Genomic DNA, 24,954 nt, shown 5'->3' with positions numbered 1-24,954 from the left:
CGGACCGCCGGATTCCGGACATCCCGCCCTCATCGGATCCTCTGGCATCACGGGAGAGCCGATCGAGGAGTACAGTCCCGGCCGTGTCGAATTCACCGGAGAATGCAAGCGGCCCCGTCCCGGATCCCACCGGACGCCCCGATCACGCCTCGACCCCCGACGGGGCGCCGCCCGGAGGCGGCGTGCTGGCCGCACTCGACGCGCGGGACGTCAAGGGCCTCTACCTGTACCTCGCGGTGCTCGCGACGATCGGCGGGTTCCTCTTCGGCTTCGACTCCTCGAACATCGGCTCCGCGCTCGTGTTCCTGCCCTTCGACCTGGGGTCCTGGGGCACGGGCATCACCGTCGCCGGCGCCTCCCTCGGCTCCTTCGTGGGCGCTCTGCTCGCGGGACCGCTGACCGACCGCTTCGGCCGCAAGTCCCTGCTGCTCGTGGACTCCGCGCTGTTCGCGCTGGGCTCGATCATCTCGGCGCTCGCCCCCGAGGCGACGACCCTGATCATCGGCCGCATCATCATCGGTCTAGCGATCGGCGCGGACTCCGCGATCGCGACCGCCTACATCGCCGAGTTCGCCCCGAAGAAGCGCCGCGGCTCCCTCGCCGTCATCCAGCAGTGGATGATCACGATCGGCATCCTCGGCGCGTACGTCATCGCCGTGCTGCTGCTCAAGGCGTTCCCCGACTCCGCGGTGACCGTGGACTGGCGGATCATGCTGGGCGTCGGCTTCATCCCCGCGATCCTCTCGCTGCTGCTGCGCGCCCGGATGCCCGAGTCCCCGCGCTGGCTGCTCGAGCGCGGGCGCGAGTCCGACGTTCTGACCGCGATGCGCAAGCTCGACATCCAGACCACCGCCGAGCAGGTCCACGCGGAGGCCCTCGCCGTCCAGGAGCGCGTGCGCCGCCTGGCGAACACGACCCTGTGGACGCCCGCCGTGCGGCGCGCCCTGGTCGTGGTCTGCGTGTTCTTCGTCTTCCAGCAGATCACCGGCATCAACGTCGCCTTCTACTACGGTCCCGAGCTGCTGGGCCCGTACTTCGGCACCGACGCCGGCAACCCCGTGGACGCCGAGATCGCCGGCGTGATGGCCGCGGGCGTGCTCGCGATCGTCAACGTGCTGGCGACCTACTTCGCCTTCCGCTGGATCGACAAGCTGGGCCGGCGCAAGCTCTCCATCGGCGGCTTCGGCTTCATGATCGTCTTCCTCGTGATCGGCGCGATCGGCAACGCGACCCTCACGGGCACCGCGCAGCTGGTGGTCCTCATGATCACCTTCGCGCTGTTCATCTCGAGCTTCGCGATCGGCGTGGGCGGCACCGGCTGGCTGCTGCAGGGCGAGATCTTCCCGACCGCCGTGCGCGGGCGCGCCGCCGCGATCGCGGCCGCCGTCAACTGGCTCGCGAACTTCGTGCTGGTCGTGGCGTTCCCGCCGCTGCGCGACGGCCTGGGCCTCAGCTGGGTGATGATCATCTTCGCGGTGCTGTGCCTGCTGGGCGTCCTGTTCGTGCACCGCTTCCTGCCGGAGACCAACGGCAAGGGGGCCGACGAGTCGATCCTCCTGTTCGAGGGCCCCGTGAACCGCGAGGATCCTTCGCAGCCGTCGACGGCGCCGGCCGCGCTGCGCTGAGGCACGGCACGGGCCGGCCCCGCGAGCAGGCCTCCCCGCCAGCGGGGGCCGCCGGCAGCAGGCATCCCCGCTGGTGCGACGGCCCCGCCGGGATCAGCCCAGCAGATGCTCGAGCACGCGCACCACGCCGTGCTCGGCGTTGCTGGGCGCGGTGTACCTCGCGGCGGCGGTGATGCGCGGATGGGCGTTGGCCATCGCGAACGACCACTCGGCGACGTCGTACATGGCGAGATCGTTGAGGTAGTCGCCGAACACGGCGGTCTGCGCGGCCGTGACCCCGAGCGCCGCCTGGAGCGCGAGGATCCCGCGGCCCTTGTCCGCCTCGGGGTTCATGACATCGATCCAGTGCGCGCCCGAGACGACCACCTGGTGGGTCTCGGCCAGGTCGGAGAACTCGGCGGAGGTGGCCTCGGCGTCGGCGAAGTCGTGGATCGCGAGCTTGAGGACCCCGCCCTGCACGGCCTCGAGGTCGGGGACGATCTCGAGCCGGCGGTAGTACTTCCGGGCCTCGGCGAGGAATGCCTCGTCGTCCCGCTCGACGTACGCGGTCTCGACCCCGCAGACCACGAGACCGAGGTCCAGGCCGCCCGCGACGAGCTCCCGCACACGGGCGATGACGCGCGCGGCCGTCGGCGCGTCGACGGTCGTGGTCGCGACGACCTCCCCGTCGTGGACGACGAGCGTCCCGTTCTCGGCGACGTAGGTGTCGAGGCCCGGAGCGGTGCCGTTCTCGGCGCCGAAGGTCGCGCGCAGCGTCGCGAGCTGGCGTCCGCTCGCGGGCACGAACTCGATGCCCGCCGCCCGCATGCGCTCCTGCAGCACCCAGAAGTCGCCGGGGACCTCGCCCTCGGGCGTCAGCAGCGTGCCGTCCATGTCGGCGACGACGAGGCGGATGTCGTGGGGGCCGTCCTGGATCTCGGACCAGGGCCGGGCGGGCGAGGTGGTTGCAGGGGCGCTGGTGAGGGACTCGGTCACGGGGCAGCTCCGATCGGCCGACGGCAGGACGGACCGACGAGCAGGCGTCGGCCCGTCGGAAGAACAGGACCCCGCCAGTGTCCCCCGGCGCCGGTCCGGACGCCCTGCGGGCATTGCCGCGCTCACATCGAGGAGCCGGAGGACGCCGGGGCTCAGAGCACCTTGGCCAGGAAGTCCTGGAGCCGCTCGCTCTGCGGATCGCCGAAGATCTCCTCGGGCGTCCCGGCCTCGACGATCACGCCGCCGTCCATGAAGATCGTGCGGTGGGAGACCTCGCGGGCGAAGCCCATCTCGTGGGTCACCAGGATCATGGTCATCCCGTTCTCCGCGAGGTCACGGATCACCTGGAGCACCTCCCCCACCATCTCGGGGTCGAGCGCGCTCGTGGCCTCGTCGAAGAGCATCACCTCGGGCTCCATCGCGAGCGCACGCGCGATCGCGACGCGCTGCTTCTGCCCGCCGGAGAGCGAGGCCGGCTTGGCGTCGGCCTTCTCGGCGAGCCCCACCCGGTCCAGGAGGGTGCGGGCGCGCTGCTCGGCCTCCTTCGCGGAGCACTTGCCCAGCTGGATCGGCGCGAGCGTGATGTTCTCGAGCACGGTCATGTGCGGGAAGAGGTTGAAGTGCTGGAAGACCATGCCGATCCTCTGGCGCACCTCGTCGATCTTCACCTTCCGCCCCGAGAGGTCGGCGCCGTCGATCACGATCGACCCGCCCGTGGGGTCCTCGAGACGGTTCAGGCAGCGCAGGAAGGTGGACTTGCCCGACCCCGAGGGGCCGATGATCGCGACCACCTCGCGCTCCTTCACCGTGAGGTCGATGCCGGTGAGCACCTCGTTGTCGCCGAAGCTCTTGCGCAGGCCCTCGACGACGATCTTCTCGGGACGCTCGCCCGCGCCCTTCGTCGCGCCGCCGGCACTCGCGCCGTCGCGGGCGCCCGTCTGCCCGCTCGGACTCGTCTGCTCGCTCATACCGCGTACTTCCTCTCGAGTCGCTGCGACAGCAGGGTGAGGATCGTGATCACCGCGAAGTACAGGAACGCCACCACGACCAGCACCTGCGAGGACATGTAGGTCGTCGCGATGATCTGCCGGGACTGGTAGGTGAGCTCTGCGAGCCCGATGACGCTCAGCAGCGAGGTGTCCTTCAGCGTGATGATGCCCTGGTTCACGAAGGTCGGGATCATGATCCGGAAGGCCTGCGGGAGCACGACCTTCTGCATGGTCTTGCGGTGGCCGAGTCCCAGCGAGCGCGCGGCCTCCGTCTGCCCGGGATCGACGGCCTGGATGCCGCCGCGGATGATCTCGGTCATGTAGGCACCGGTGTTCAGCGTCAGCGTGATCGCGCCGGCGACGAACGGCCCCATCTGGATGCTCGGGAACATCTGCGGGATCGCGAAGAAGACGAAGAACGCCTGCACCAGGATCGGTGTCCCGCGGAACACGTACACATAGGCGGTCGCGACCCAGCGGAAGGGAGCGAAGCGCGCGAGGCGGGCGAAGCCGAAGATGATGCCGAGCACGAAGGCCAGCACGAGCGCGACCACGGTCGACAGGAACGTGAGCCAGACGCCGTTCAGCAGCTGCGGCCAGTAGTCCGTGATCACCGTGAGCACGGAGCGGTCGGGCTTCTGCGCCTGCTCGCCGCCGCCGTCGCTGCCCTGGGCACCGACGTACTTCTCGACGATCGTGTCGTACTCGCCGCTCTTCTTGAGGTTCTTCAGCCCCGCGTTGAACTTCTCGCGGAACTCCGCGTTCTTGCCCTTGTTCACGGCGGCGCCGAAGTCGCCGCCGCCCTGTGGGTCACCGACCTGCTTGAACCCGGATCCCTGGGTGATGCCGTAGGCGATCACCGGGTAGTCGTCGAAGTAGCCGACCGCGTGCCCGGACTTCACCGCGTCGACCACGTCGGTGGTCTCCTGGTAGGTGTCGACCGTGTACCCGTACTTGTCCTTGTTCTCCTCGGCGAAGTCCTTGCCGGTGGTGCCGTTCTTGACCGCGACCGTCTCGCCCTTCAGCTGGTCGAGGGAGGAGATGTCGCTGCTCTCGGGCACCGCGAACTGCACGCCGCCCACGAAGTAGGTGTCGGTGAAGTCGAAGGATTCCTTCCGCTCGTCCGTGATGGTCATGCCCGCCATCACGGCGTCGACCTGGTTCGAGGACAGCGCCTGGACCGCCGCGTCGAAGCCGAGCGGGCGGATCTCGACCTCGAACCCCTGGTCCTTCGCGATCGCGTGGAGCAGGTCGATGTCGATGCCCTCGAGGTCGCCGTCGGAGCCGGTGTACTCGAAGGGCGCGTACGTCGTGTCGGTGCCGACGACGTACTTCTCCTTCGGCTCCGCGTGGGCGGGCTGCGCGCTCACCGCGGCGGTGAGCGCGGCCATGAGCAGGACCGCGAGCAGGGCGATCCAGCGCAGCGCGGGGGGCCGGGCTCCGGCGGGCGAAGGCGCGAGGGCCGCCGACGCGGTGCGCGGCGGAGCCGCTTCGGGTGACGCAGGCGGGATGCCTGGGGCGGGCGGGGAAAGGGGCGACACCGGTTCCTCCTCGGACCTCGCTGCGCCGCCCGGGCATCGGTGCCCCGTGGGGGCCCGCACGGCTGCGAGCCCGACGAAGGCGGCACGTGCGATGTTGTCGTGACGTGTCGTACAGCACGTGCACCATAGCAAGGCGTGCGCAGGGGCCCTTTCGCAGGATCGCTCGGAGGGATCAGGACTCCCAGCGCACCTCGGCGGCGTACTTGTCGGGACGCCATCCCCTCCACACGGGCTGGCGCAGCCTGTCGTCGGGGGTGCGCTCGGCATGGCGCACCTCGCCCACCAGGTCGGCGCGCACCCAGTGGGCGTCGCGGGCGTCGGCGCTCGGGACGCCGCTCACCGGCGGCGTCTTCCGCGCGCGCGAGCGGAGGCGCTCTCGCGCGTGCTCGAGGTCGTCCTCGCTGAACCCGGTGCCCACGCGGCCGACGTAGTGCAGGTTCCCGTCCTCGTCCGGGACGGCCAGCAGCAGGGAGCCGATCCCGCCTGCGCGCGCACCCCGGCCCTCGCGCCAGCCCACGACGACGACCTCCTGGTGATGGGCGTTCTTGATCTTGATCCAGGTGCGGGCACGGCGCCCGGGCTGGTAGACGCTCGATTCCTTCTTCGCCATCACGCCCTCGAGCTGGAGCTCCTGGGAGACGGCGATCGCGTGGTCGACGTCCCCATGGTCCGCGTGCGGGAGCTTCACGTGCGCGGTGGGGTCGACGGTCGCGAAGAGGGCCTCGCGCCGTTCCCTGTAGGGCGTGCGCAGCAGCGACCTGCCGTCGACCTCGAGCAGGTCGAAGACCATCAGGTGGACCTCCGTCTCCTTCTGCGCCCGCTCCACGTCGCGCCGGGACGTCAGCCCCAGACGCCGCTGGAGGCGCGAGAACGAGGGCCGGTCGTGGGAGTCCAGGGCGACGATCTCACCGTCCAGGACGATGCGTCCCGTCCCGGAGCCGGCGCCGCCCACCGCGTCGGCGAGCTCCCCGACCTCGGGGAAGGCGGCGGTGACGTCCTTGCCGCCGCGGCTGGTCAGGCGCACACCGGCCGGGGTGATCGTGGCGATCGCGCGCACACCGTCCCATTTCATCTCGAAGGCCCAGTCGTCCTCGTCGATGTCCTCGCGCGCGCCGAGCGTCGCGAGCATCGGGCTGATCCGCTCATCGGCGTCCGTCTCCTCGCGGGCACCGGCCGATTCCTCCTCGGGCTGGTCCTTCATGAGGTGCAGGAGCCAGTCGGCCTTCGCCTTCTCCTTCGCGGCAGCGGTCCTGGCGCCGCGGCCCATGCCTCCCGTGTGGATGAACGCGAAGCGGCGCGGCACGCCTCCGAGCCCTCCGTCCTCGCGTCCGCGGCAGACGGCGATGACCTCGCGCCCCTCGCGCCACTTCTCGATCTCGACGAGGCCGCTGTCCCAGATGGTCACCTCGCCCCCGCCGTACTCGTCCTCCGGGATGCTCCCCTCGAAGGTGCCGTACTCGAGCGGATGGTCCTCCGTCTGCACCGCCAACCGGTTCACGTCCATCTCGAGCGGAGGCCCCTTGGGGACGGCCCAGGAGACGAGCGCCCCCTCGTGCTGAAGCCGGAAGTCCCAGTGCAGGCTCGAGGCGTGGTGCTCCTGGATCACGAACATCGGGTCCTCCGCCTCGAGCGCGCGCCGCGCGGCATCGGCCCGCCCCTGCGGCTCTTCCCCTGCCGCGTCGGGGACGGGCTCGGGCGTGCGGCGCGCGTCGCGCTTGGAGCGGTAGGTGCGCAGTCGATCGTTCGCGGCCCCGGCCGACGCCTCGTCGTCGGCCGACGCCCCGCCCCCGGCCGGCGTCTCGTGCTGCGCGAGGCCGAGCACCGCGAGGGGATCGGTGCCGTCCTCGATGCGCGCGAGCACCTCCTGGAAGCCGAGCTGGGCGAGCGACGAGTCCTCGATCTCGTCCCAGGTGCGGGGCGCGGCGACCGTGGGACGCTCCCTGCCGCGCAGGGAGTACGGGCACACCGTGGTCTTGTGCCCGTTGTTCTGCGACCAGTCGACCAGGACCTTCCCTCGGCGCAGGGATCTCTTCATGTCGCTGACCACATGGTCGGGGTGCTCGTCCTCGAGGGCTCGCGCAAGACGATGCGCCACCTCGGCGACCTCGTCGGCGGCGGAGGTCCCGTCCAGCGGGGCGTAGAGGTGGATCCCCTTCGAGCCGGACGTCACGGGATACGAGTCGAGCCCCATCTCGTCCAGGAGCTCGCGGCACCACAGCGCCACCTGGGCGCAGTCGCCGAGACCGGCGCCCTCTCCCGGATCGAGATCGAGCACGAGCCGGTCGGGACGGGCCGGCTCGCCCCCGGCGTCGAACCGCCACTGGGGGGTGTGGATCTCGAGGGCCGCGAGCTGGGCGAGCCACACCAGCACGGCCGCCTCGTCCACCAGGGGGTAGGTGGAGATGCCCTCGTGGTGCTCGAGGTCCGCTCGCGGCACCCAGTCGGGCGCGGAGTCCTCGAGGTCCTTGCGGAAGAAGACCTTGCCCGGATTCTCAGCGGTGCCGACCCCGTCGACCCATCGCTTCCGCGTCGCCGGTCTGCGGGCGGCCTGCGGCACCATCACCCCGGCGGCACGCCGGTAGTAGTCGATGACCTCGCCCTTGGTGGTCCCGGTCGAGGGATACATGACCTTGTCGAGGTGCGTGAGCCGCAGCGTGCGGCCCTCGACCTCCACCTTCTGCTCCCGTGCGGACTTCTGCTCCCGTGCCGACATGGCTCCACTGTTGCGCGGATCACCCGCCCTGTCACGGGCGAGCCGGGCCGCCGCCGCGCGAGGGGGCCTCTGGCCGTGAGCGCCCGGGAGTGCTGTGATGGTGCGATGCGCGCGATATGGAGCGGTGAGATCACGTTCGGGCTCGTGAACGTGCCGGTGAAGCTGTACAGCGCCACCCGCTCGCACGACGTCTCCTTCCATCAGGTGCACGACGAGGACGACGGCCGCATCAGGTACGAGCGGCGCTGCGAGGTCTGCGGCCGCGTGATCGACTACGACCACATCGAGAAGGCCTATGCGGAGGGCGACAAGACCGTCGTCCTCACCGACGAGGAGCTCGACGCCCTCCCGGCCGAGGAGAACGACGAGATCGACGTCGTGCAGTTCATCCCGGGTGACCAGGTGGACCCGGTGCTGCTGGGTACCGCGTACCTCCTCGAGCCGGTGGGCAGGTCGCCGAAGTCGTACCTGCTGCTGCGCCGGACGCTCGAGCACAGCGAGCGCACCGCGATCGTCACCTTCACGCTGCGCACGAAGACCCGCCTGGGCGTGCTGCGCTCGCGCGGGCGTCTGCTGACGCTCCAGACCATGCGCTGGCCCGAGGACGTGCAGGACATGGACTTCCCCGCCGCCCGCAAACGGCCGAAGATCACCGAGAAGGAGCTGGACATGGCCGGTGCTCTCGTCGACCAGTTCAGCGGCGACTTCGAGCCCGAGAAGTACTCCGACGAGTACCAGGAGCAGCTGCACGAGCTCATCGAGGACAAGCTCGTGCAGGGGGAGTCCGTGGACACCGACGAGACCTTCGGCCGCGAGCGGGAGGAGCACGCCGAGAAGGAGCAGGGCGGCAAGGTCATCAGCCTGATGGACGCGCTCGAGCGCAGCCTGGAGAAGCGGGGGTCCACGGGGTCGGAGGGGTCGTCGTCGGGAGCGAAGACGTCCACCGGGACGTCGAAGAAGTCCACTGGTGGTTCGAAGAAGTCCGCCGGCGGAGCGAAGAAGTCCAACGCAGGGTCGAAGAAGTCCGCAGGAGGATCGAAGACGTCGGCAGGGACGTCGAAGACGTCCTCCTCGAAGAGCGCATCGGCCTCCGGGAAGAAGCGGAAGTCCTCGTGATCGTGAGCGCGGTGCGCCGCGCGAGGAACCCCACGTTCTTCAACCCCTGCGCTCTGCTTATGGCGCCCATAAGATAAGTTCGGGGAACACGATCACTGCCGCCCCGGCACGTCCGGGCGCGGGCAGGCGCATCCACGCACCGATCGTGTGCGCGTGGACCGGGGCGTCCGCAGATGACGCGGGATGTCCGTGATCCACCGCGCGACCCGAGGGAGGGCTGGCGTCGGCCCACCCGTTGCTCCGGCAGGTCCAGAGCTCGACGTCCAGGAGGCCCGATGTCCGACCCCGCATTCCCGACCGCATCCGCGGCCCCGTCCCTGCCCGTGGTGCCGGCCGCTCCGGCGGTCCACGTGCTGCACGACAACCCGGAGTGGATCGCCCCGTTCACCGCGGCCTTCGAGGCTGTCGGCGTGCCGCTGATCGAGTGGCCGCTCGACGGCGGGGTGCTCGATCTAGACGCCGCACCTCCCCAGGGCGTGTTCTGGTCCCGTCTGAGCGCCTCGTCCCATACCCGCGGCGCCCCGCACGCGAAGGACGTCGCACGCGGCACCCTCACCTGGCTCGAGTCCTGGGGGCGGCGCGTGGTGGGAGGCTCCCGCGTCGCCGACCTCGAGGTCTCGAAGATCCAGCAGCACGCGGCGCTGCGCCACGCGGGCTTCGACGTGCCGCGCACGATCGCCGTGCACGACCGCGACTCGCTCGCCGATGCCGCACGCACCCTGCCCGCACCGTTCATCACCAAGCACGACCAGGGCGGCAAGGGCCTGGGTGTGCGCCGCTTCGAGGATCACGAGGCATTCGAGGAGTACGTGAGGGGCGCGGACTTCGAGGAGAGCGCGGACGGGATCACCCTGCTGCAGGAGCTGCTGGTGGCCCCCGAGCCCGAGATCACGCGCGCGGAGTTCGTGGGCGGCCGCTTCGTGTACGCGGTGCGCGTGGACACCTCCGGCGGCTTCGAGCTCTGCCCGGCCGACGCCTGCGCCCTGCCCGGGACGCCGAGGCCCCCGAGCTTCCGGCTCGATCAGTCGATCACCGCGAGCACGTCCCTGATCCGGCGCTACGAGGAGCTGCTGGCGGACCTCGGGATCGAGATCGCCGGCATCGAGTTCCTCACCACGACCGATGGCCGCACCGTCACCTACGACCTCAACACGAACTCCAACTACAACCCGGCGGTCGAGCGCGAAGCGCCGACGCCCGCCGTGCGACAGGTCGCGCGCTGGTTCGGGGAGCTCCTGGACGCCGAGCGCGGCACGGTGCCGCTGGACGCCGTGCGGAGCGCCGCATGAGCGCCGCACGCAGGAGCGCCGCTCGGACCGCAACCGGGCCCGCCGCCACCGCGGCCTTCACCCAGGAGTGGACCGCATGGCACGAGGCGCACGAGAGCTCGCGCACCGAACCGCTCGGGATCCTCGCCGCCACCGGGCTGCACTGGCTGGGCCGGGCGCGACTGCGCGCGCCCGGCGTCCCGGGCGCCTGGTCCGTCGGTCCCCAGGGCCCGCTGGTCGAGCTCGCCGAGGGCGAGGTCCTCACGGCAGGCGACGAGGAGCTGCGGGGCACCCGGCAGCTCGCTCCCCTCATGCACGAGGGCACCGTCCTGCTGCGCTTCGTCGATCGGTCGGCCGGCACGGGCGACAGCGGCGCACGTGACGGCGGCGCGAGTCACGGCGGCACGCGCGAGGGCGGCGTCGACGGACTCGCCGAGGTCTCGCGGCGCGGAAGCGGCGTCATGCTGCGACCCCGCCGCGCGGACAGCCCCTACCTCGCCTCCTTCATCGGGACGAAGGCCTATCCGGCCGACCCGCAATGGGCGATCGACGCACGCTTCGTCGCCGATCCTGCGCCCGCGGCACGTCGGGTCGGGGCCGTGCTGCCGGGCATCCAGCACACCTTCTCGAGCCCGGGCCGTCTCGAGTTCGAGCGCGACGGGCGCACCCACCGCCTCACGGCCTTCGCGGGCGCTGACGGCTCTCTGACCGTCCTGTTCCGGGACGCGACCAGCGGGATCACGACCTATGCGGCGAGCAGATCGCTCACGGTCCCCGCCCCCTCGGCCGATGGCTCCGCGGTGCTCGACTTCAACCGCGCGGTGAACCTCCCCTGCGCCTACACGGACTTCTCGACCTGCCCGGTGCCGCCGCGGGAGAACACGCTCCCCTTCTGCGTGGATGCCGGGGAGAAGGTGCCCGCCGCACGCGCGAGCGCGGCGTGAGCATGGAGTGAGCATGGCGTGAGCGAGCCGTCGCTCCGGCGGCGGCCGGGGGTGTGACCCCTGCCGCCGCCGGGTGACGCTCCCCTCATATCGTGATCTAGTAGACCCTGCACGCCTACTTAGGCGAACCTGCATACTCACCTAGCTCACCCGAAGGACCGTTCTGTGACCTCGTCGCGCCCGCTCCCCCGCACCTCCTCCCACGAGCCCTCCGCCCGTCGTCCGCTCGCACGGCGCTCCCTGCTCGGGATCGCCCCGTCGGCCGCGGTCCTCGCCGCGCTCACCGCATGCGGTGCGGGCAGCCGGTCCGCCGAGGACGCGGCCTCGGACGCCGGCTCCTCCGACGGAGGCTCCGGCTCCGCGGCCGGCGGCGCGCAGGGCGCCCCGTCAGACCTGCCCGAGGGCTGGACCTGGGTGGAGGGCACAGACCTCCCCTCGGCCACGGCGACCCCGGAGCTGCCGGTCACGGTCACTGACGGCACGGGCGAGAAGGTCGAGGTCACCGACATCTCGAAGATCATCGTGGGCGGCGAGGACGTCGCCGACATCCTCGCGGCGCTGGGCCTGCAGAAGAACATCTATGCGGCCCCCACGAACTCCGTCGCCCAGGCCGCCCTCGATGCGCCCGAGCACTACGAGTTCAGCCAGAAGACCGGCGTCGAGGGCCTGCTGAGCGTCAAGGGGACCCTCTTCATCGGCAACAACGTCAAGCGGCACGGCAAGCCCGCGGCCCAGTTCCGCGAGGCCGGCGTGGACGCGGTGGTCGTGGACGACCAGCAGCCCATCGCCGACAAGATCCGCGCCGTCGCCGAGTACGTGGGGGCGAAGGACGCGGGCGAGGAGCTCGCGAGCACCGTCGAGGACCAGCTCGACCAGGCCGCGTCCGACGCGAAGGGCACCGGCATCGACGGCCTGCGCATCCTCGCGGTGACCTCGAGCGGCGCGGGCGGCGCGAACGCCGTGGTCGGCACCGGCACGGCCGCCGCAGACATCATCGAGGCCGCGGGCGCGACGAGCGTCGGCGTCGAGGAGGGCCTGCGCGGCTACTCCGTGAAGTACAGCGACGAGGGCCTGCTGGACACGAAGCCCGACGTCATCCTCGCCGGCGACGGCGATCTCGAGGAATGGGGCGGGCTCGAGGGCTTCCTCTCCGCCTTCCCGACCCTCGCGCAGACCCCCGCGGGCACCTCGAACACTTTCTTCCTCATGCCCAGCGAGCAGATCAAGGTCAGCGGCGTGGGCGTCGGCGCCGGTGCGATCGCGCTGGTGAAGGCCCTCGCCGCCGTCGCGAAGTGACCGCCGCCGAGGACACCGCCGGGTCCGCTCCCCGCCGCGCGGCGCGCGAGCGGACCCGGCGCCTGCCGCTCGCGATCGGCCTCCCGATCGGCGGGGCGGTGCTGCTGGTCGCGATCGTGGTCTCGATCGGGACGGGGCCCATCCAGCTCAGTCCGAGCACGGTCCTCGGCGTGGTCTGGCACGAGATCCTCGGGCAGGGCGCCGCGCGTCCGCCGCTCGAGACCACCGTGGTGATGGACCTGCGCATGCCGCGCGTGCTGTTCGGGGCGCTCTCCGGAGCGGCGCTCGCGGTCTCGGGCGCGGCGCTGCAGAGCCTGTTCCGCAACCCGCTGGCCGATCCCGGCATCATCGGCGTCAGCGGCGGAGCCTCGACCGGAGCGGTCGCCGCGATCGTGCTGCTTCCGCCCCTGACCGGGGCGGCCGTCGCCTGGGTGGTGCCCGCCGCGGCCTTCGCGGGCGGCATCCTCGCGACCACCCTGATCTACGCGCTCGCCCGGCCGGGCATGGACTCCGGCACCGCGCGCCTGCTGCTGGTGGGCATCGCGATCGGCTCCGCCTTCGCGGCGATCACCGGGTTCCTCACGTTCGCGGCCGACGACGACGATCTGCAGACCGTGGTGTTCTGGCAGATGGGCTCGCTGGGCGATCTGGACTGGATGAAGCTCGCGATCGGCACGCCCGTGATCCTCGTCGGCGTGGTGGTGATGATCCTGCTCTCGCGACGCCTGGACCTGCTCACGCTCGGCGACCGTCAGGCCCACCATCTGGGCCTCGACGTGTCCACGACACGCAAGATCGTCATCGGGACCACCGCCCTGCTGACGGGCACGAGCGTCGCCTTCGCGGGCACGATCGGCTTCATCGGCCTCGTCGTCCCGCACATCGTGCGCCTCATCTGCGGCCCCGCGCACCGCGGGGTGCTGCCGATGTCGGCGGTGATCGGCGCGCTGCTGATCGTCGTCGCGGACACGCTCTCGCGCACCGTGGCCCCTCCCGCCGAGGTGCCGATCGGCCTGTTCACGGCGATCATGGGCGCCCCGTTCTTCCTCATGCTCGTGCTGCGCTCGCGGACGGTGCGGCTGTGAGCGCGCGGACGGGGGCTCGCGTCGGCGCCGCGGCGGCCGGCAGGTCCGCGGTCGGCACACCCGCGGCCGGCACTCCCTCGAGCGAGCCGTGGATCCGCGTCGAGCAGGCCGGCTTCGCCATCGGGGGCGCGATGCTGCTGCGGGACGTCGAGTTCTCGGCGAGCGGAGGCGAGGTCGTCGCGCTCGTCGGCCCCAACGGCGCCGGGAAGTCGACGCTCCTCTCCCTGCTCTCGGGCGATCAGCGGCCGACGAGCGGCCAGGTGCTCCTGGACGGCACGCCGACGGCGGACTGGCCGGCCAAGGCCCTGGCCCGGCGCCGTTCGGTGATGACCCAGCACCACAGCCAGGCCTTCTCCTTCACCGTGCGCGAGGCCGCGGCGATGGGCCGCGCCCCGCATCCCGTCGGCCCGGAGGACGACGCCCTCATCGAGCGCTGCCTGCTCGAGGCGGACGTCGACGCCCTCGCCGGGCGCGATGTCACGACGCTCTCGGGCGGCGAGCTCGCGCGGACCGTCTTCGCCCGCGTCCTCGCCCAGGACGCGCAGGTGGTGCTGCTCGACGAGCCCACGGCCGCTCTGGACCTCCATCACCAGGAGGTGCTCATGGCCCGGGCGGGCGAGCTCGCGCAGGAGGGCCGCTGCGTGCTCGTGGTCCTCCATGACCTCACGCTCGCCGCACGCTGCAGCGATCGCATCGCCATGTTCGACGGCGGGCGCCTGGTCGCGCTCGGCCGCCCCGAGGACGTGCTCACCCCCGACCGGATCCGCGAGGTCTACCGCCACGAGGTCGCCGTGCTCGAGCATCCGACCTCCGGTCGGCCCCTGGTGGTGCCGCTGTGAACGCGCAGGAGCCGACGCGACGTCCCGCCGGAGCCGCCGGAGCCGTGCAGCCCTCCGATCTCGCGGCCCTGCTGTCCGGGCCCCGGTGGGAGCCGCTCCCGAGGCCGACGGACGCACCCGTCCAGCGCGTGCGCGTCATGCGGGCCGAGCACGAGCAGCATCGCGCGGCGTCCGCGCCCGGCGGCGCGGCCGTCGAGGTCCTCGCTCGCGAGGATGATCGCGCGATCGTGCGCCTGCAGCACCGAGCGCCCGGCGCACGCGCGGTGGCCGTGCAGATCAACGGCTGGTGGCACCCCGATCCGCCCGACGGCCTCGATCTCGTCGCGCAGGGGGACGGGTGGTTCACGGGCGCTCTCTCCGTTCCCGGGGACCTCTGCGCCACGATCGCCTTCCTCGAGCACCACGGGGACGGCGGAGCACCTGCCGACCCGCCGTGGTGGAGCGAGGGCCTCAAGGGGAAGCGTCCGGCGGGGCCGGCGCGCCCGCAGGCGCGACCGCAGGCACGTCCCGGCGGATCCCTGGTCCTGGACCTGGTCCGCGACCGGGTCGTCGCCTCGCACGCAGCCTCCAGCGTCCCGGTGCACGAGCTGGCGAGCGCCGAGGGTGAGCCGCGCGCCCACTGGTGCGCGATCGGCGAGGACGGCGGGAACGTCGAGGATGACGAGGAGGGCGGGGACGGCGCGCTCCCGCGGTCGGATCTGCCCCTGCTCGTCGTCACCGACGGGGAGGCGCATCTCGATCGCCTGGACACCCCGGGCGTGCTCGCCGAGGCCGTCCGGGCCGGCGAGCTGCCGCCGCTGTGCGCCGTGTTCATCGACGCGTGGCCCGAGCGCGCCCGGGACCTGGGCGTGCCCGGCGGGCAGGCCGCATGGATCGCGGACACCCTGGTGCCGCGCCTGCGCCCCACTCCCGATCCGCGGCGCACCGTGGTCACCGGGTCGAGTTTCGGGGGTCTGACCTCACTCTTCGCCCTCGCTCGGGCGCCGCACAGGATCGGCGCCGTGATCGCGCAGTCGGTCTCGCTCTGGCGCTATCCCCACCTGGCGCTCGCTGCACCCCTGCGCGCAGCGCTGCTCAGCGAGGCCCCCGGGAGTGTGCGCATCCGCCTCCACGCCGGGCACTTCGAGGGGACGATGGGCGCGGCGGCGCGCGAGCTCGCGGACGCCGTGTCCGACGCGACCGGCGCCACGATCCCCGTGCGCCTGCATCGAGGGGGTCACGACTGGGCCTGGTGGCAGCCCGCGATGGTCGAGGAGCTCGCCGCCCTGCTCGCGCCCGCCCGCCCCTGACCTCGTCCGATCGCGACTGATCGCGCCCGCGGCGCCGCGTGGTCGCGCGGCCCGCGCGCGGGGCCGGTCGCACTACCATGGCCGCTCGTCCGTTTCCCGGAAGAAGGAGTCCCGTGACCGCCGCAGCCCTCTCCCCCCGGCACCCTGTCCTCGCCGATGCCCTGAACCGACATCGCTCGCTGGGGGTCGATGCCGCGCTGGTCGTCGCCGGTGCCGCGATCGTCGCCCTGCTGGCCCAGGTCGAGATCCCGCTGCCCGTCGTGCCGATCACGGGCCAGACCCTGGGTGTGCTCCTCGTGGGCGCGGCACTGGGCGCGCGCCGCGGCGCTGCCGCCCTGACCGCCTACATGGTCGCCGGCCTCGCCGGGGCGCCGGTGTTCGCCGGCTTCAGCGGCTCCCTCGCCGCGGTGATGACCCCGAGCTTCGGGTTCGTCCTGGGCTTCATCCCCGCCGCGTACCTCGCGGGCTGGTTCGCCGAGCGCTCGTGGGACCGCCGCTCCTGGAAGGCCTTCGCCGGCTTCGCCGCCGCGAGCGCCGTGCCCTTCCTCGTGGGCGTGCCCTACATGGCCTGGATCCTGAACGCCGTGATGGGCGCGGGCGCCGACCTCGGCCAGATCCTGGCCCTGGGCGTCACGCCCTTCATCGCGGGCGGCGTCGTGAAGGCCGCGATCGCCGCGGTCGCGATCCCGCTCGCCTGGCGCGGCGTGCGTGCGATCGACCGTTCGCAGCGCGACTGATCATCTCCGCGCCGCGGCTCTGCGGCGCGCCGGATTCCGAGGCCCCGCGGGTTCGCCCGCGGGGCCTCGTGCGTCCCACCACCACGCCGCTTGTTGATAACCTTTCCCGACAAGGGGCGGGTGCGCCGATCCGCACCACCCGCCCCACTCCGTCCGCCCCACACCTGGAGGATGCCCGTGCCCGTCGGCCCGTCGGCGCCGCAGCCCGTACCCGTGATCGCCCTGACCGGGCACCTCGGGGCGGGGAAGACGACGGTGCTCAACGCGCTGCTGGCGGCGCCCGGCGCGCGCCTCGGGGTGATCGTCAACGACATCGGCGAGATCAACGTGGATGCGGCGATGGTCACCGGCCAGGCCGACGACGCCGCTTCCATCGCCGGAGGCTGCCTGTGCTGCCTGCCGGACTCGACGCCGCTGGACGATGCGCTGGAGAGCCTGTCCCGACCCCGCCTGGCCCTCGATGCCATCGTCATCGAGGCGAGCGGGGCCGCCGAGCCGCTCGCTCTGGGGCGCATGATCCGCTTCTCCTCCGCCGAGCGCACGCGGCTGGCGGGCGTGGTCGAGGTGGTCGACGCCGAGACGTGCTTCCAGACCGTCGACCCCGGTGGCGACGGACCGCACCCGCGCCCCGCCCCCGCCCGGTACGCCGCCCCTACGCTCGTGCTCGTCACCAAGACCGACCTGCTGCCCGCGCAGCTCGCCGCACGACGGATCGAGGCGATCACGGCCCGCGTCCGCGAACGGAGCGAGGACGCACAGGTCCTGGCCATCCCCCACGGAGGGCTCGATCCGGCGCTGCTCGTGGACGTCGCCCGGACGGAGGACCCGCCGGGCCAGCTGCCGCTCGCGGCGCTCGCGCGGGAGGAGCACGACCGGCATATCCACGAGCACGCGGATGCCGTCACGGTGCACGCCCGGGGCCCGGTGGAGCCGTCGGCCCTGGCCGATCTGCTCGAGGAGCCGCCTGAGGGGGTCTTCCGTCTCAAGGGCATCATCGCCGTCGCCGGACCCCGCGGGCGGCGGCGCTTCGCACTGAACCTCGTGGGCCGACGGATGCATGTGGCGACGGCGCCGGCGCGGGCGGAGGCGCAGGCGGAGAGCGTGCATCCCGAAGGGCTGGTCGCGATCGGCATGCACCTCGACGAGGCAGCGGTCCGCGGCCGGCTCGTCGCAGCGCTCGCGCCGTGCGAGCATCCCAGCGCCGCAGGCATGCGCCGTCTGCTGCGGTTGAAGCGGCTCAGCGCCTGAGCGAACCAGACGACGGACGGCGCAGGGAGAGGCCCGAGGAGGTGCCGCACGACCGGCCCGCGCGGCGGCGGCGCGCGGGCCACCCGCGGGCACGGCTCCTCCTCGGCACGCCGACCAGCGCGCGGGAAGTCCCAGGCAGGAGGGTGTGACCTGCGTAGCATGGCCGGATGATCCTCACCCCCGGAGGCGGGCCCGACGGCGGCCCCACCAGTCGCGACGCCGCAGGTTTCCTCGCCCCCGAGGCGGTGCGTGCGCAGTTCCCGGCAGGCGAGCGCAGCGAGGCTCCCTTCCCGTTCACCGACCGCGCCCTCGACCCCGTGCTCCACGTGATCGCACCCGGCGAGCGCCTGCACGTCTTCGTGTATCCGGAGCTCGACGACGCCCTCACCTGGGGCGCGACGCATGCGGCGGTGGACCTGGAGCTCTCCGACGGCACCCGCCTCTCCGAGCTCGGCGCGCCCGACCAGTACGGAACGGCGATCGACGCCGCCGCCCAGGGCGCGGCGAAGATCCTGTACGCCGACCAGTGGAACGACGTGCAGGTCGACCTCTCCCCCGCCGTCGGCCGCACGATCGTCGGCGTCGTGGTCGTGGCCGACCCGCCCGCCGCATCCGCCGAGGCCGCGGCGGGCACCGAGAGCGAGGCCGTGGCCGCGGGCAGGGCCGACGATCCGCCCGCGCCCGCCCTCACCGCCTGGTTCGACCCGCCGCGCATCGAGCCGATCCCCGCCGACCCGCCCGTGGACGATCCCGTGGCCTGGGTGGACACCCGCCGCGGCACGAACGCCTCGGGCGACTTCTCGCGCGGGAACAACCTGCCGATCACCGCCTGGCCGAACGGCTTCGCGTTCTTCACGCCGATGACCGATGCGCGTTCCCTGCGATGGCCGTACCAGTACCAGCGCGCGAACGACGCGCAGAACCGTCCGCGCCTGCAGGGGCTCGCCGTCTCCCACCAGCCGAGCCCGTGGATGGGCGACCGCAATCAGCTGATCATGATGCCGCTGACGGGGCCCGACGCGACTCCCGCCGGGCGCTCTCGCGCCTTCACCCACGAGGACGAGACCGCCCTGCCCGACCTCTATGCGGTCACCCTCGAGGACGGCACGCGGCTGCGCCTCGCCCCGAGCGACCACGGCGCCGTGCTCGAGCTGACCTTCCCCGAGGCGGGTCGCCGCCGCGCCCTGCTCCTCGAGGGGGCCGACGAGAACACGCGTCTCGATCTCGCGGGCGCGGTGTTCGACGGAACCTTCACTGGCTGGGTCGACAACGGCACCGACGGCGAGGAGCGCTCGGCGGGGCGCTCGCGGATGTTCGTCGCCGGAACCCTCGACCCGCTGCCCGAGCACGTCGGCCCCGCCGGCGGTGACCTCGCGAGCGCGCGCGTCGCGACCTTCGCCGACGAGGTCCGCACGGTGACCGTGCACCTGGCGACAAGCTTCATCGGTGTCGAGCAGGCCCGCCACACCCTCGACCTCGAGCTCGCGGGCCGCGACCTGCGCACGATCCGGCGCGGCGCCCACGCGGCGTGGTCCGAGCGGCTCGGGGTGATCAGCGTCGAGGGCGCGACGGCCCCGCAGCGCCGCACCCTGTACGGGAGCCTCTATCGCCTGAACCTCTACCCGAACTCCCACCACGAGAACACGGGCTCGGCCCGCGATCCCCGACCGATGCATGCCTCTCCGGTGGCGCCCACGGGCGGCGAGGTCACTGACACGCGCACGAACGCCCAGGTCATTCCCGGTGAGCTGTTCGTCAATCATGGCTTCTGGGACACCTACCGCACCTGCTGGCCGGCCTTCGCGCTGCTGTACCCGCAGCTCGCGGCACGGCTCGTCGACGGCTTCGTCCAGCACTATCGGGAGGGCGGCTGGATCCCGCGCTGGTCCTCACCCGGGTATGCGGACTGCATGACCGGCACGAGCTCCGACGTCGCCTTCGCCGACGTGCAGGTCAAGGGCATCGCCCTGCGCGATCCGCTCGCGACCTACGAGGCGGGCCTGCGCAATGCGACCGTCGCCTCCCCGGATCCGCTGGTGGGCCGCAAGGGCGCGGAGCGGGCGATGTTCACCGGGTACGTCGACACCGACACCCCTGAGTCCGTCTCCTGGACTCTCGAGGCGCACATCAACGACCAGGGTCTCGCCCACCAGGCGAGGCTCCTCGCTGAGACCCTCGAGGCCCCCGAGGGCCCCGGGGCGCACGAACTGTCCCAACAGCGGCGCCGTGAGCTGCGCGAGGAGGCGGACTACCTCGAGGCGCGCAGCGCCGGCTTTGCTCTGCTGTTCGATCCGGCGATCGGCTTCTTCCAGGGGCGACGGGCCGACGGCGCCTTCGCGCAGGCCCCCGAGCAGTTCGACCCTCGCGACTGGGGCGGCGACTTCACGGAGACCGACGGGTGGAACTTCGCCTTCCACGTCCCGCACGACGGCGAGGGCCTGGCCGCGCTCTACGGAGGCCGCGAGCAGCTGCGCGCGAAGCTCGAGGAGTTCTTCGCGACGCCCGAGACGGGCGGGCGCCCCGGCACCTACGGCGGCATCATCCACGAGATGCTCGAGGCGCGAGCGGTGCGGATGGGCCAGTTCGGCATGTCCAACCAGCCCAGCCATCACATCCCGTTCCTGTTCCACCATGCAGGCGCTCCCCATCGCGCGCAGGAGGTGGTGCGGGAAGGGCACCGGCGCCTGTTCACCGGTGAGCAGATCGGACAGGGATACCCGGGGGACGAGGACAACGGCGAGATGAGCGCCTGGTGGCTGCTCACGGCGCTCGGCCTCTACCCGCTGCAGCTCGGCACCGACGTGTACCACCTGGTCGCGCCGCTGTTCGATGTCGCGCACGTGCGACCGCTGGGCGGCGAGGAGTTCACGATCCGCGTCGAGGACCAGGCGATCGACCACCCATACATCCAGGCGGTGCGGCGCGAGGGCACGCTGCGCTCGACCTCCTTCCTGCGCCACGACGACCTGCGCGGGGAGATCCGCGTGCAGCTGGGAGACGAGCCGGGACCGGCCGATGAGCCTCCCGCCTCCCCGACGCCGCCCGGCGAGGCCCCGCGCCCTCTCGTCGATCTGCTCGCCCGGGACCCGGAGGATCCGCTGGTGGACGACGACTCCCGCACCGAGGCCGTCCTCGAGCCCGTGGACGGCCGGGTCGTCATCGACCTGCCCGCGCCCTCGAAGGAGGAATCGCCGAGCCCTCGCGGACGCATCACGGACACGGACACGGACACGGACACGGACACGAGCGTGGGGACAGGGTCGGGCACGGCTGAGAAGTCCACCCCGGAGGCCGTCTTCCTGACGCTGACCTCCGGCTCCGAGGAGGGGCGCGACCCCCTCTCCTGGCGTCTCGAGGAGCTGGGTGACGACGGCTCCTGGGCGGTGCTGGACGAGCGCACGGACGAGGTCTTCCGCTGGCGCCGTCAGACCCGCCCCTTCCGCATCGCGGGCCCCTTCGTCCGCGAGCGCGCGCACCGGCTCGTCCTCGGCGCCGGCGACTGCCCGATCCGCCTCGCGCAGATCGAGCTGCTCGTCCGCGGGTGACGCGGTGGGGGACCCGAGAGCCTCCCGATCCTCCGGTGCGGGAGGTGCGGACGTGACCGTCCGTGCCGCCCGCACCGTCCACGTCGCGCACCCCGACCGAGCAAGTCACCTCGTTCCGACACTCCCTTCGCGAAAGTAATTTTTCAGCACGGACCTGCGGTGATGTCCGAAACGTCGAGATGCGGGGTTGACGAAGGCAAAATCGAAGTAAAGGGTTGGCCATGTTCATGGCGCAGCGCCGCACCCGAAGCACACCGCGGCACGGCCGACATCTCTTCCCCATTCCTGGAGAGGGACCACCATGTCCACCGAACGCACCACTCACCGCCCCATCGCACGAAGCACCCTTCTGCGCTCCGGCCTCGCCATGGGCGTCGCCGCCGTCGGCAGCGGGGCCGTCGGGACCCTCACCGCCGACGCCGCAGGGCCGGCGGAGCCGGCCGCGAACGTCCAGCTCCCGGCGTCCTGGAAGGGCACCGTCCTCGCAGGGGACCTCCCCTCCGAGCAGGACGGTTACATCGCGAGCTTCACGACGCTCTACGGCGATGGCCCCCAGAAGCAGGTCAGCGCGAAGCGCATCGCCCAGGCCGACGGCATCGTGAACTTCATGCCGAAGGGCACCGACACCCAGGGCGAGGGCTTCACCCCGCACGTCTCGGGTCCGGCCCGCCTGGACGGCGGACCGGTCACCCTCCTGCTGCTCGGCGACAAGGGCACCGAGACCTGGGCCGAGGTCCAGCTGGTGCGCACCGCGAATCCCGGCGCCCGCGCCCTGCTGCTGCACGTGCTCGGCACGAGCGGCTGGTCGATCGCCCTGCCCGAGCAGACGCCGATCGTGGGCGACCTCGTCCAGGTGGAGTCGCCCGGACTGACCCGCAAGAAGGACGCCCGCATCGCCCTCGCGGACGGCGTCGGGATGAGCTTCCATCCCGACGGCGACAATCCCGCTCGCATGGACGGTGTGCAGGTCCTGGACGGCGGGCAGCACATCAGCGGCGGCGTGAGCCACCCCGTGAACGGGGAACGCGTGCACCACCACTGGTACGGCGCGGCCGTCGGCGGCGACGGCGGCTGGTTCTATCTGTGCGCCCAGCTGCCCGACAAGAGCTGAGCCGCACCCCCAGAGCGTGCGGGCTCCCGACCCCGGGGGCCCGCGCGCTCTGCTGCGGACCCCACCGTCGGACACCCGCTGACCGCCATCGGGGCATCTGTCCGACACGTCATGACGCAAGTCCGTTCGATACGACACGCCGGTCACGGAACTAATTTCGTAGCCATGGCCTGCGGCGATGCAGATTCCGCCGACGGCCAGGTTGACGTGAGTCAAGCGCTGGTAAAGGGTTGGTCATGCTTGCAGCACGGGTCCCCTCGCGGTCCGGCTCTCGGATCCATCCCCACGACAGGAGAGGCATGGTCATGCCCACCGATCTCAGCACGCGCACCATCTCCCGCAGCACGCTGCTCCGCTCCGGACTCGCCCTCGCGGGCGGAGCCCTGGGCGCCACGGTCCTCGGCAGCGGCCCGCTCGGCACACCGGACGCCGCGGCCGTCGCATCGGGCGCGGGAGCCTCCACCGCTCCGGCGAAGACCTCGTCGGCCGTCCGCCTGCCGGCGAGCTGGAAGGGGACCGTCTTCACCCAGCCCCTGCCCGCGAAGAGCGACGGCTACATCGCGAGCCACACGGTGCTCCACGGCGAGGGCGCCATCACGTCGCTGAGCGCGAAGAGGATCGCGCAGGCGGACGGTATCTCGAACTTCCTCCCCTACGGCGAGTACGAGCAGATCGAGCGCTTCACCCCGCACGTCGCCGGAGCCGCCCGTCTGGACGGCGGTCCCGTGCGGATCCGCTTCGTCGGGAACAAGGGCAGGAGGATCACCGCCGAGGTGCACCTGGTGCGCACGGCGGACCCGAAGTCTCCGGGGCTGCTGCTGCATGTGCTCGGCAAGAGCGCGTCGTCGATCGCGCTGCCCCCGAGGACCGCCGTCGTCTGGGACGCCCCCGCCCTCTCCTCCCCTTCGAAGCTGAAGACAGCAGGAGTCCGTGAGCTCCTCGAGCAGGGCGTCGGGTTCAGCTTCGGCGAGGAGGGCCCGAACCCGGCGCACTCGACCCGGGCGAGCGTGCTCGACGGCGGACGGCACGTGGTGGGCGAGGTGAGCGTCTCATCGCACGGTTCCCGGACGGCGCACCGCTGGTACGGCACCGCAGTGCGCGCCGACGGAGGCTGGAGCTACCTGGTCGCCGAGCTGCCCGAGAAGAGCTGACGGCCCCGCCGCCGGCCGCCGAGGCACCAGCGCGCCCGGCCCATGATCGTCGCGCCCGGTTCCTGCCCACCGTCGGGGGGCGAGAGGGAGGAGCCGGGCGCGACTCTTCCCGCGGCGTCCCCTTACGCAGAAGTAAGCTCGTTTCGCCACGCCGATTGCAAAAGAAATTTCTCACCTGCGGCCTGCAGGTTCCCTCCACGGTCCCGATCCACCCCTTGACGCCCGGTCAAGCATTGGTAAAGCCTGAGTCATGCACAGGGCGGGTCCCCGGGACCGAGGATCTGCCGCACCGGAGTCGGAGACCGAGGAGTGGTTCTCGATGACCACCGTCCGCAGCACGCGACACAGCACCACGCGATCCAGCACCACGGGCCACAGCGGCACGCGATCCGCCATCACGCGGGGCACGTTCCTGCGCTCCGCCGTCGTGGCGACCGGCGGCCTGGTGGGCCTGGGCGGCCTCACGGCCTCGGCCCACGCCGCAGCGCCCGCCGACGCCGCCCCCGCCGGCGAGACCGGCGACATCGAGTTCCCGGAGTCCTGGGAGGACACGGTGTTCTTCGAACCCCTCCCCTCCGAGGACAAGGGCTACATCGCGAGCTTCACGACGCTGTACGGCCATACGCCCGTGGACCTCACGAAGAAGCAGCTCGAGGAGGTCGACGGCATCGCGAACTTCCGCGCCTACGGCGACGACGACGGGGACGGCCCCTCCTACACGCCGTCGGCGAGCACAGGCGCCTCCATCGGCGGCGACCCCGTCGAGATCATCTTCACCGGGTCCGACAACTCCGAGTTGATCGCCGAGGCCCACTACGTGCTCGGCACCGATCCGGAGAATCCCGGGATCCTGCTGCACGTGCTCGGCGAGAAGCACTGGTCGATCCGCCTGCCCGAGCACACCGACTTCGCCTGGGACCTGGTCCAGGTCGACTCGCCCGCGCTGGTCACCCAGGACGATGCGGAGCAGGCGCTCTGGAACGCGGTCTCCATGGGATACGCCCAGGAGGACGACGGCACCTTCGAGACGAGGATCGAGCACGTGAAGATCGTCGACGGCGGGGACGGCATCTCCGGCTGGACCCTCACCGACGGCGCCACGGACCCCGAGTGGACCTTCTGGTACGGGACCGCGATCGGCGGCGACGGCGGCTGGTCGTACCTGTTCGGCAAGGTCCGCACGGACGGGGCGATGCACTGAGCGCACCGCTCGGCCAGCACTGATCTTCCGACCGGCATCGAGGGGGACTGCCGATCTCGGAAGCGGAGCGGCCCCGCCGCCCATCACGGGCGGCGGGGCCGCTTCCTGTCTCGCGCACGATGTCGCAAGACAGCCGCGGACGAGGTCCTCAGACACCACGAGCGCGGAGGGAGCGGGATTCGAACCCGCGGTACAGGGTCACTGCACAGTGGTTTTCAAGACCACCACATTCGGCCGCTCTGTCATCCCTCCCGGCGGCGGGCCCACGGGCCTCGCCGCCA

General features: G+C 72.0%; 18 protein-coding genes and 1 tRNA gene. 14 read left to right on the top strand and 5 right to left on the bottom strand.

What is annotated here, in order from left to right; genetic code table 11:
• The first annotated feature begins 83 nt into the window (after window positions 1-83).
• Window positions 84-1,625, top strand: a complete 1,542-nt coding sequence (locus tag FHG10_RS01125; protein WP_193636145.1) for a sugar porter family MFS transporter — start codon at window positions 84-86, stop codon at window positions 1,623-1,625.
• Window positions 1,626-1,718: 93 nt separating this feature from the next.
• Here FHG10_RS01125 and FHG10_RS01120 read toward each other — a convergent pair whose 3' ends face one another.
• From FHG10_RS01120 to FHG10_RS01105, 4 genes are all read right to left on the bottom strand, one after another.
• A complete protein-coding gene (locus FHG10_RS01120) occupies window positions 1,719-2,600 on the bottom strand; it encodes a Cof-type HAD-IIB family hydrolase (RefSeq protein ID WP_227487956.1) in 882 nt (293 codons plus the stop codon).
• 152 nt (window positions 2,601-2,752) lie between these two features.
• Window positions 2,753-3,568, bottom strand: coding sequence for an amino acid ABC transporter ATP-binding protein (locus tag FHG10_RS01115; RefSeq protein ID WP_152351495.1), 816 nt, complete (start codon window positions 3,566-3,568; stop codon window positions 2,753-2,755).
• Complete coding sequence (locus FHG10_RS01110; RefSeq protein WP_227487955.1) at window positions 3,565-5,130, bottom strand: amino acid ABC transporter substrate-binding protein/permease; 1,566 nt, start codon at window positions 5,128-5,130, stop codon at window positions 3,565-3,567. Before FHG10_RS01110 ends, FHG10_RS01115 begins: the two co-directional genes overlap by 4 nt.
• A 172-nt stretch (window positions 5,131-5,302) precedes the next feature.
• Window positions 5,303-7,843: an ATP-dependent DNA ligase gene (locus FHG10_RS01105; RefSeq protein WP_152351494.1), complete on the bottom strand. Its 2,541-nt coding sequence runs from the start codon at window positions 7,841-7,843 to the stop codon at window positions 5,303-5,305.
• A gap of 105 nt (window positions 7,844-7,948) precedes the next feature.
• On the opposite strand from FHG10_RS01105, the gene ku reads away from it, so the two are divergent.
• From ku to FHG10_RS01040, 13 genes are all read left to right on the top strand, one after another.
• The gene (gene ku / locus FHG10_RS01100) at window positions 7,949-8,959 is read left to right on the top strand and encodes a non-homologous end joining protein Ku (protein ID WP_152351493.1); all 1,011 of its coding nucleotides are present in this window, start codon (window positions 7,949-7,951) and stop codon (window positions 8,957-8,959) included.
• A gap of 275 nt (window positions 8,960-9,234) precedes the next feature.
• On the top strand, window positions 9,235-10,248 hold the full coding sequence (locus FHG10_RS01095; protein ID WP_152351492.1) for an ATP-grasp domain-containing protein: 1,014 nt from the start codon (window positions 9,235-9,237) through the stop codon (window positions 10,246-10,248).
• A complete protein-coding gene (locus tag FHG10_RS01090) occupies window positions 10,245-11,171 on the top strand; it encodes a DUF1684 domain-containing protein (protein WP_152351491.1) in 927 nt (308 codons plus the stop codon). Before FHG10_RS01095 ends, FHG10_RS01090 begins: the two co-directional genes overlap by 4 nt.
• A 165-nt stretch (window positions 11,172-11,336) precedes the next feature.
• Window positions 11,337-12,467, top strand: coding sequence for an ABC transporter substrate-binding protein (locus FHG10_RS01085; RefSeq protein WP_227487954.1), 1,131 nt, complete (start codon window positions 11,337-11,339; stop codon window positions 12,465-12,467).
• Window positions 12,464-13,552, top strand: coding sequence for a FecCD family ABC transporter permease (locus FHG10_RS01080; RefSeq protein ID WP_152351490.1), 1,089 nt, complete (start codon window positions 12,464-12,466; stop codon window positions 13,550-13,552). Before FHG10_RS01085 ends, FHG10_RS01080 begins: the two co-directional genes overlap by 4 nt.
• A complete protein-coding gene (locus tag FHG10_RS01075) occupies window positions 13,549-14,391 on the top strand; it encodes a heme ABC transporter ATP-binding protein (protein ID WP_227487953.1) in 843 nt (280 codons plus the stop codon). Before FHG10_RS01080 ends, FHG10_RS01075 begins: the two co-directional genes overlap by 4 nt.
• Window positions 14,388-15,680 carry an alpha/beta hydrolase gene (locus tag FHG10_RS18135; RefSeq protein ID WP_227487952.1) on the top strand — a complete coding sequence of 431 codons (1,293 nt, stop codon included), beginning with the start codon at window positions 14,388-14,390 and terminating at the stop codon, window positions 15,678-15,680. The genes FHG10_RS01075 and FHG10_RS18135 overlap by 4 nt, the downstream gene beginning before the upstream one ends.
• A 113-nt stretch (window positions 15,681-15,793) precedes the next feature.
• A complete protein-coding gene (locus FHG10_RS01065; RefSeq protein WP_227487951.1) occupies window positions 15,794-16,417 on the top strand; it encodes a biotin transporter BioY in 624 nt (207 codons plus the stop codon).
• 171 nt (window positions 16,418-16,588) lie between these two features.
• The gene (locus FHG10_RS01060) at window positions 16,589-17,665 is read left to right on the top strand and encodes a CobW family GTP-binding protein (RefSeq protein WP_152351488.1); all 1,077 of its coding nucleotides are present in this window, start codon (window positions 16,589-16,591) and stop codon (window positions 17,663-17,665) included.
• Between the two features lie 167 nt (window positions 17,666-17,832).
• On the top strand, window positions 17,833-21,210 hold the full coding sequence (locus tag FHG10_RS01055) for a GH92 family glycosyl hydrolase (RefSeq protein WP_152351487.1): 3,378 nt from the start codon (window positions 17,833-17,835) through the stop codon (window positions 21,208-21,210).
• A 301-nt stretch (window positions 21,211-21,511) separates the two neighbouring features.
• Entirely contained in the window at window positions 21,512-22,321 is an 810-nt protein-coding gene (locus FHG10_RS01050) for a hypothetical protein (protein ID WP_152351486.1), read from the top strand.
• Window positions 22,322-22,626: 305 nt separating this feature from the next.
• Window positions 22,627-23,472 (top strand): hypothetical protein, encoded by an 846-nt coding sequence (locus FHG10_RS01045; protein WP_152351485.1) that lies wholly within the window; start codon window positions 22,627-22,629, stop codon window positions 23,470-23,472.
• A gap of 319 nt (window positions 23,473-23,791) precedes the next feature.
• Window positions 23,792-24,673 (top strand): hypothetical protein, encoded by an 882-nt coding sequence (locus FHG10_RS01040; RefSeq protein ID WP_152351484.1) that lies wholly within the window; start codon window positions 23,792-23,794, stop codon window positions 24,671-24,673.
• A 164-nt stretch (window positions 24,674-24,837) separates the two neighbouring features.
• On the opposite strand, the gene FHG10_RS01035 is transcribed toward FHG10_RS01040, so the two are convergent.
• Window positions 24,838-24,925 (bottom strand) — tRNA-Ser (locus tag FHG10_RS01035).
• Window positions 24,926-24,954: the final 29 nt, after the last annotated feature.

Origin of the sequence: Brachybacterium subflavum (assembly GCF_009299795.1) — a bacterium.
Classification (GTDB): Bacteria; Actinomycetota; Actinomycetes; order Actinomycetales; family Dermabacteraceae; genus Brachybacterium; species Brachybacterium subflavum.
This window is presented reverse-complemented; position numbering and strand designations above follow the sequence as displayed.

Coding starts and splice junctions, on each gene's coding strand:
- FHG10_RS01050 (WP_152351486.1), top strand. CDS start 21,512: ATGTCCACCGAACGCACCACTCACCGCCCCATCGCACGAAGCACCCTT.
- FHG10_RS01045 (WP_152351485.1), top strand. CDS start 22,627: ATGCCCACCGATCTCAGCACGCGCACCATCTCCCGCAGCACGCTGCTC.
- FHG10_RS01040 (WP_152351484.1), top strand. CDS start 23,792: ATGACCACCGTCCGCAGCACGCGACACAGCACCACGCGATCCAGCACC.
- FHG10_RS01090 (WP_152351491.1), top strand. CDS start 10,245: ATGAGCGCCGCACGCAGGAGCGCCGCTCGGACCGCAACCGGGCCCGCC.
- FHG10_RS01115 (WP_152351495.1), bottom strand. CDS start 3,568: ATGAGCGAGCAGACGAGTCCGAGCGGGCAGACGGGCGCCCGCGACGGC.
- FHG10_RS01060 (WP_152351488.1), top strand. CDS start 16,589: ATGCCCGTGCCCGTCGGCCCGTCGGCGCCGCAGCCCGTACCCGTGATC.
- ku (WP_152351493.1), top strand. CDS start 7,949: ATGCGCGCGATATGGAGCGGTGAGATCACGTTCGGGCTCGTGAACGTG.
- FHG10_RS01095 (WP_152351492.1), top strand. CDS start 9,235: ATGTCCGACCCCGCATTCCCGACCGCATCCGCGGCCCCGTCCCTGCCC.
- FHG10_RS01055 (WP_152351487.1), top strand. CDS start 17,833: ATGATCCTCACCCCCGGAGGCGGGCCCGACGGCGGCCCCACCAGTCGC.
- FHG10_RS01105 (WP_152351494.1), bottom strand. CDS start 7,843: ATGTCGGCACGGGAGCAGAAGTCCGCACGGGAGCAGAAGGTGGAGGTC.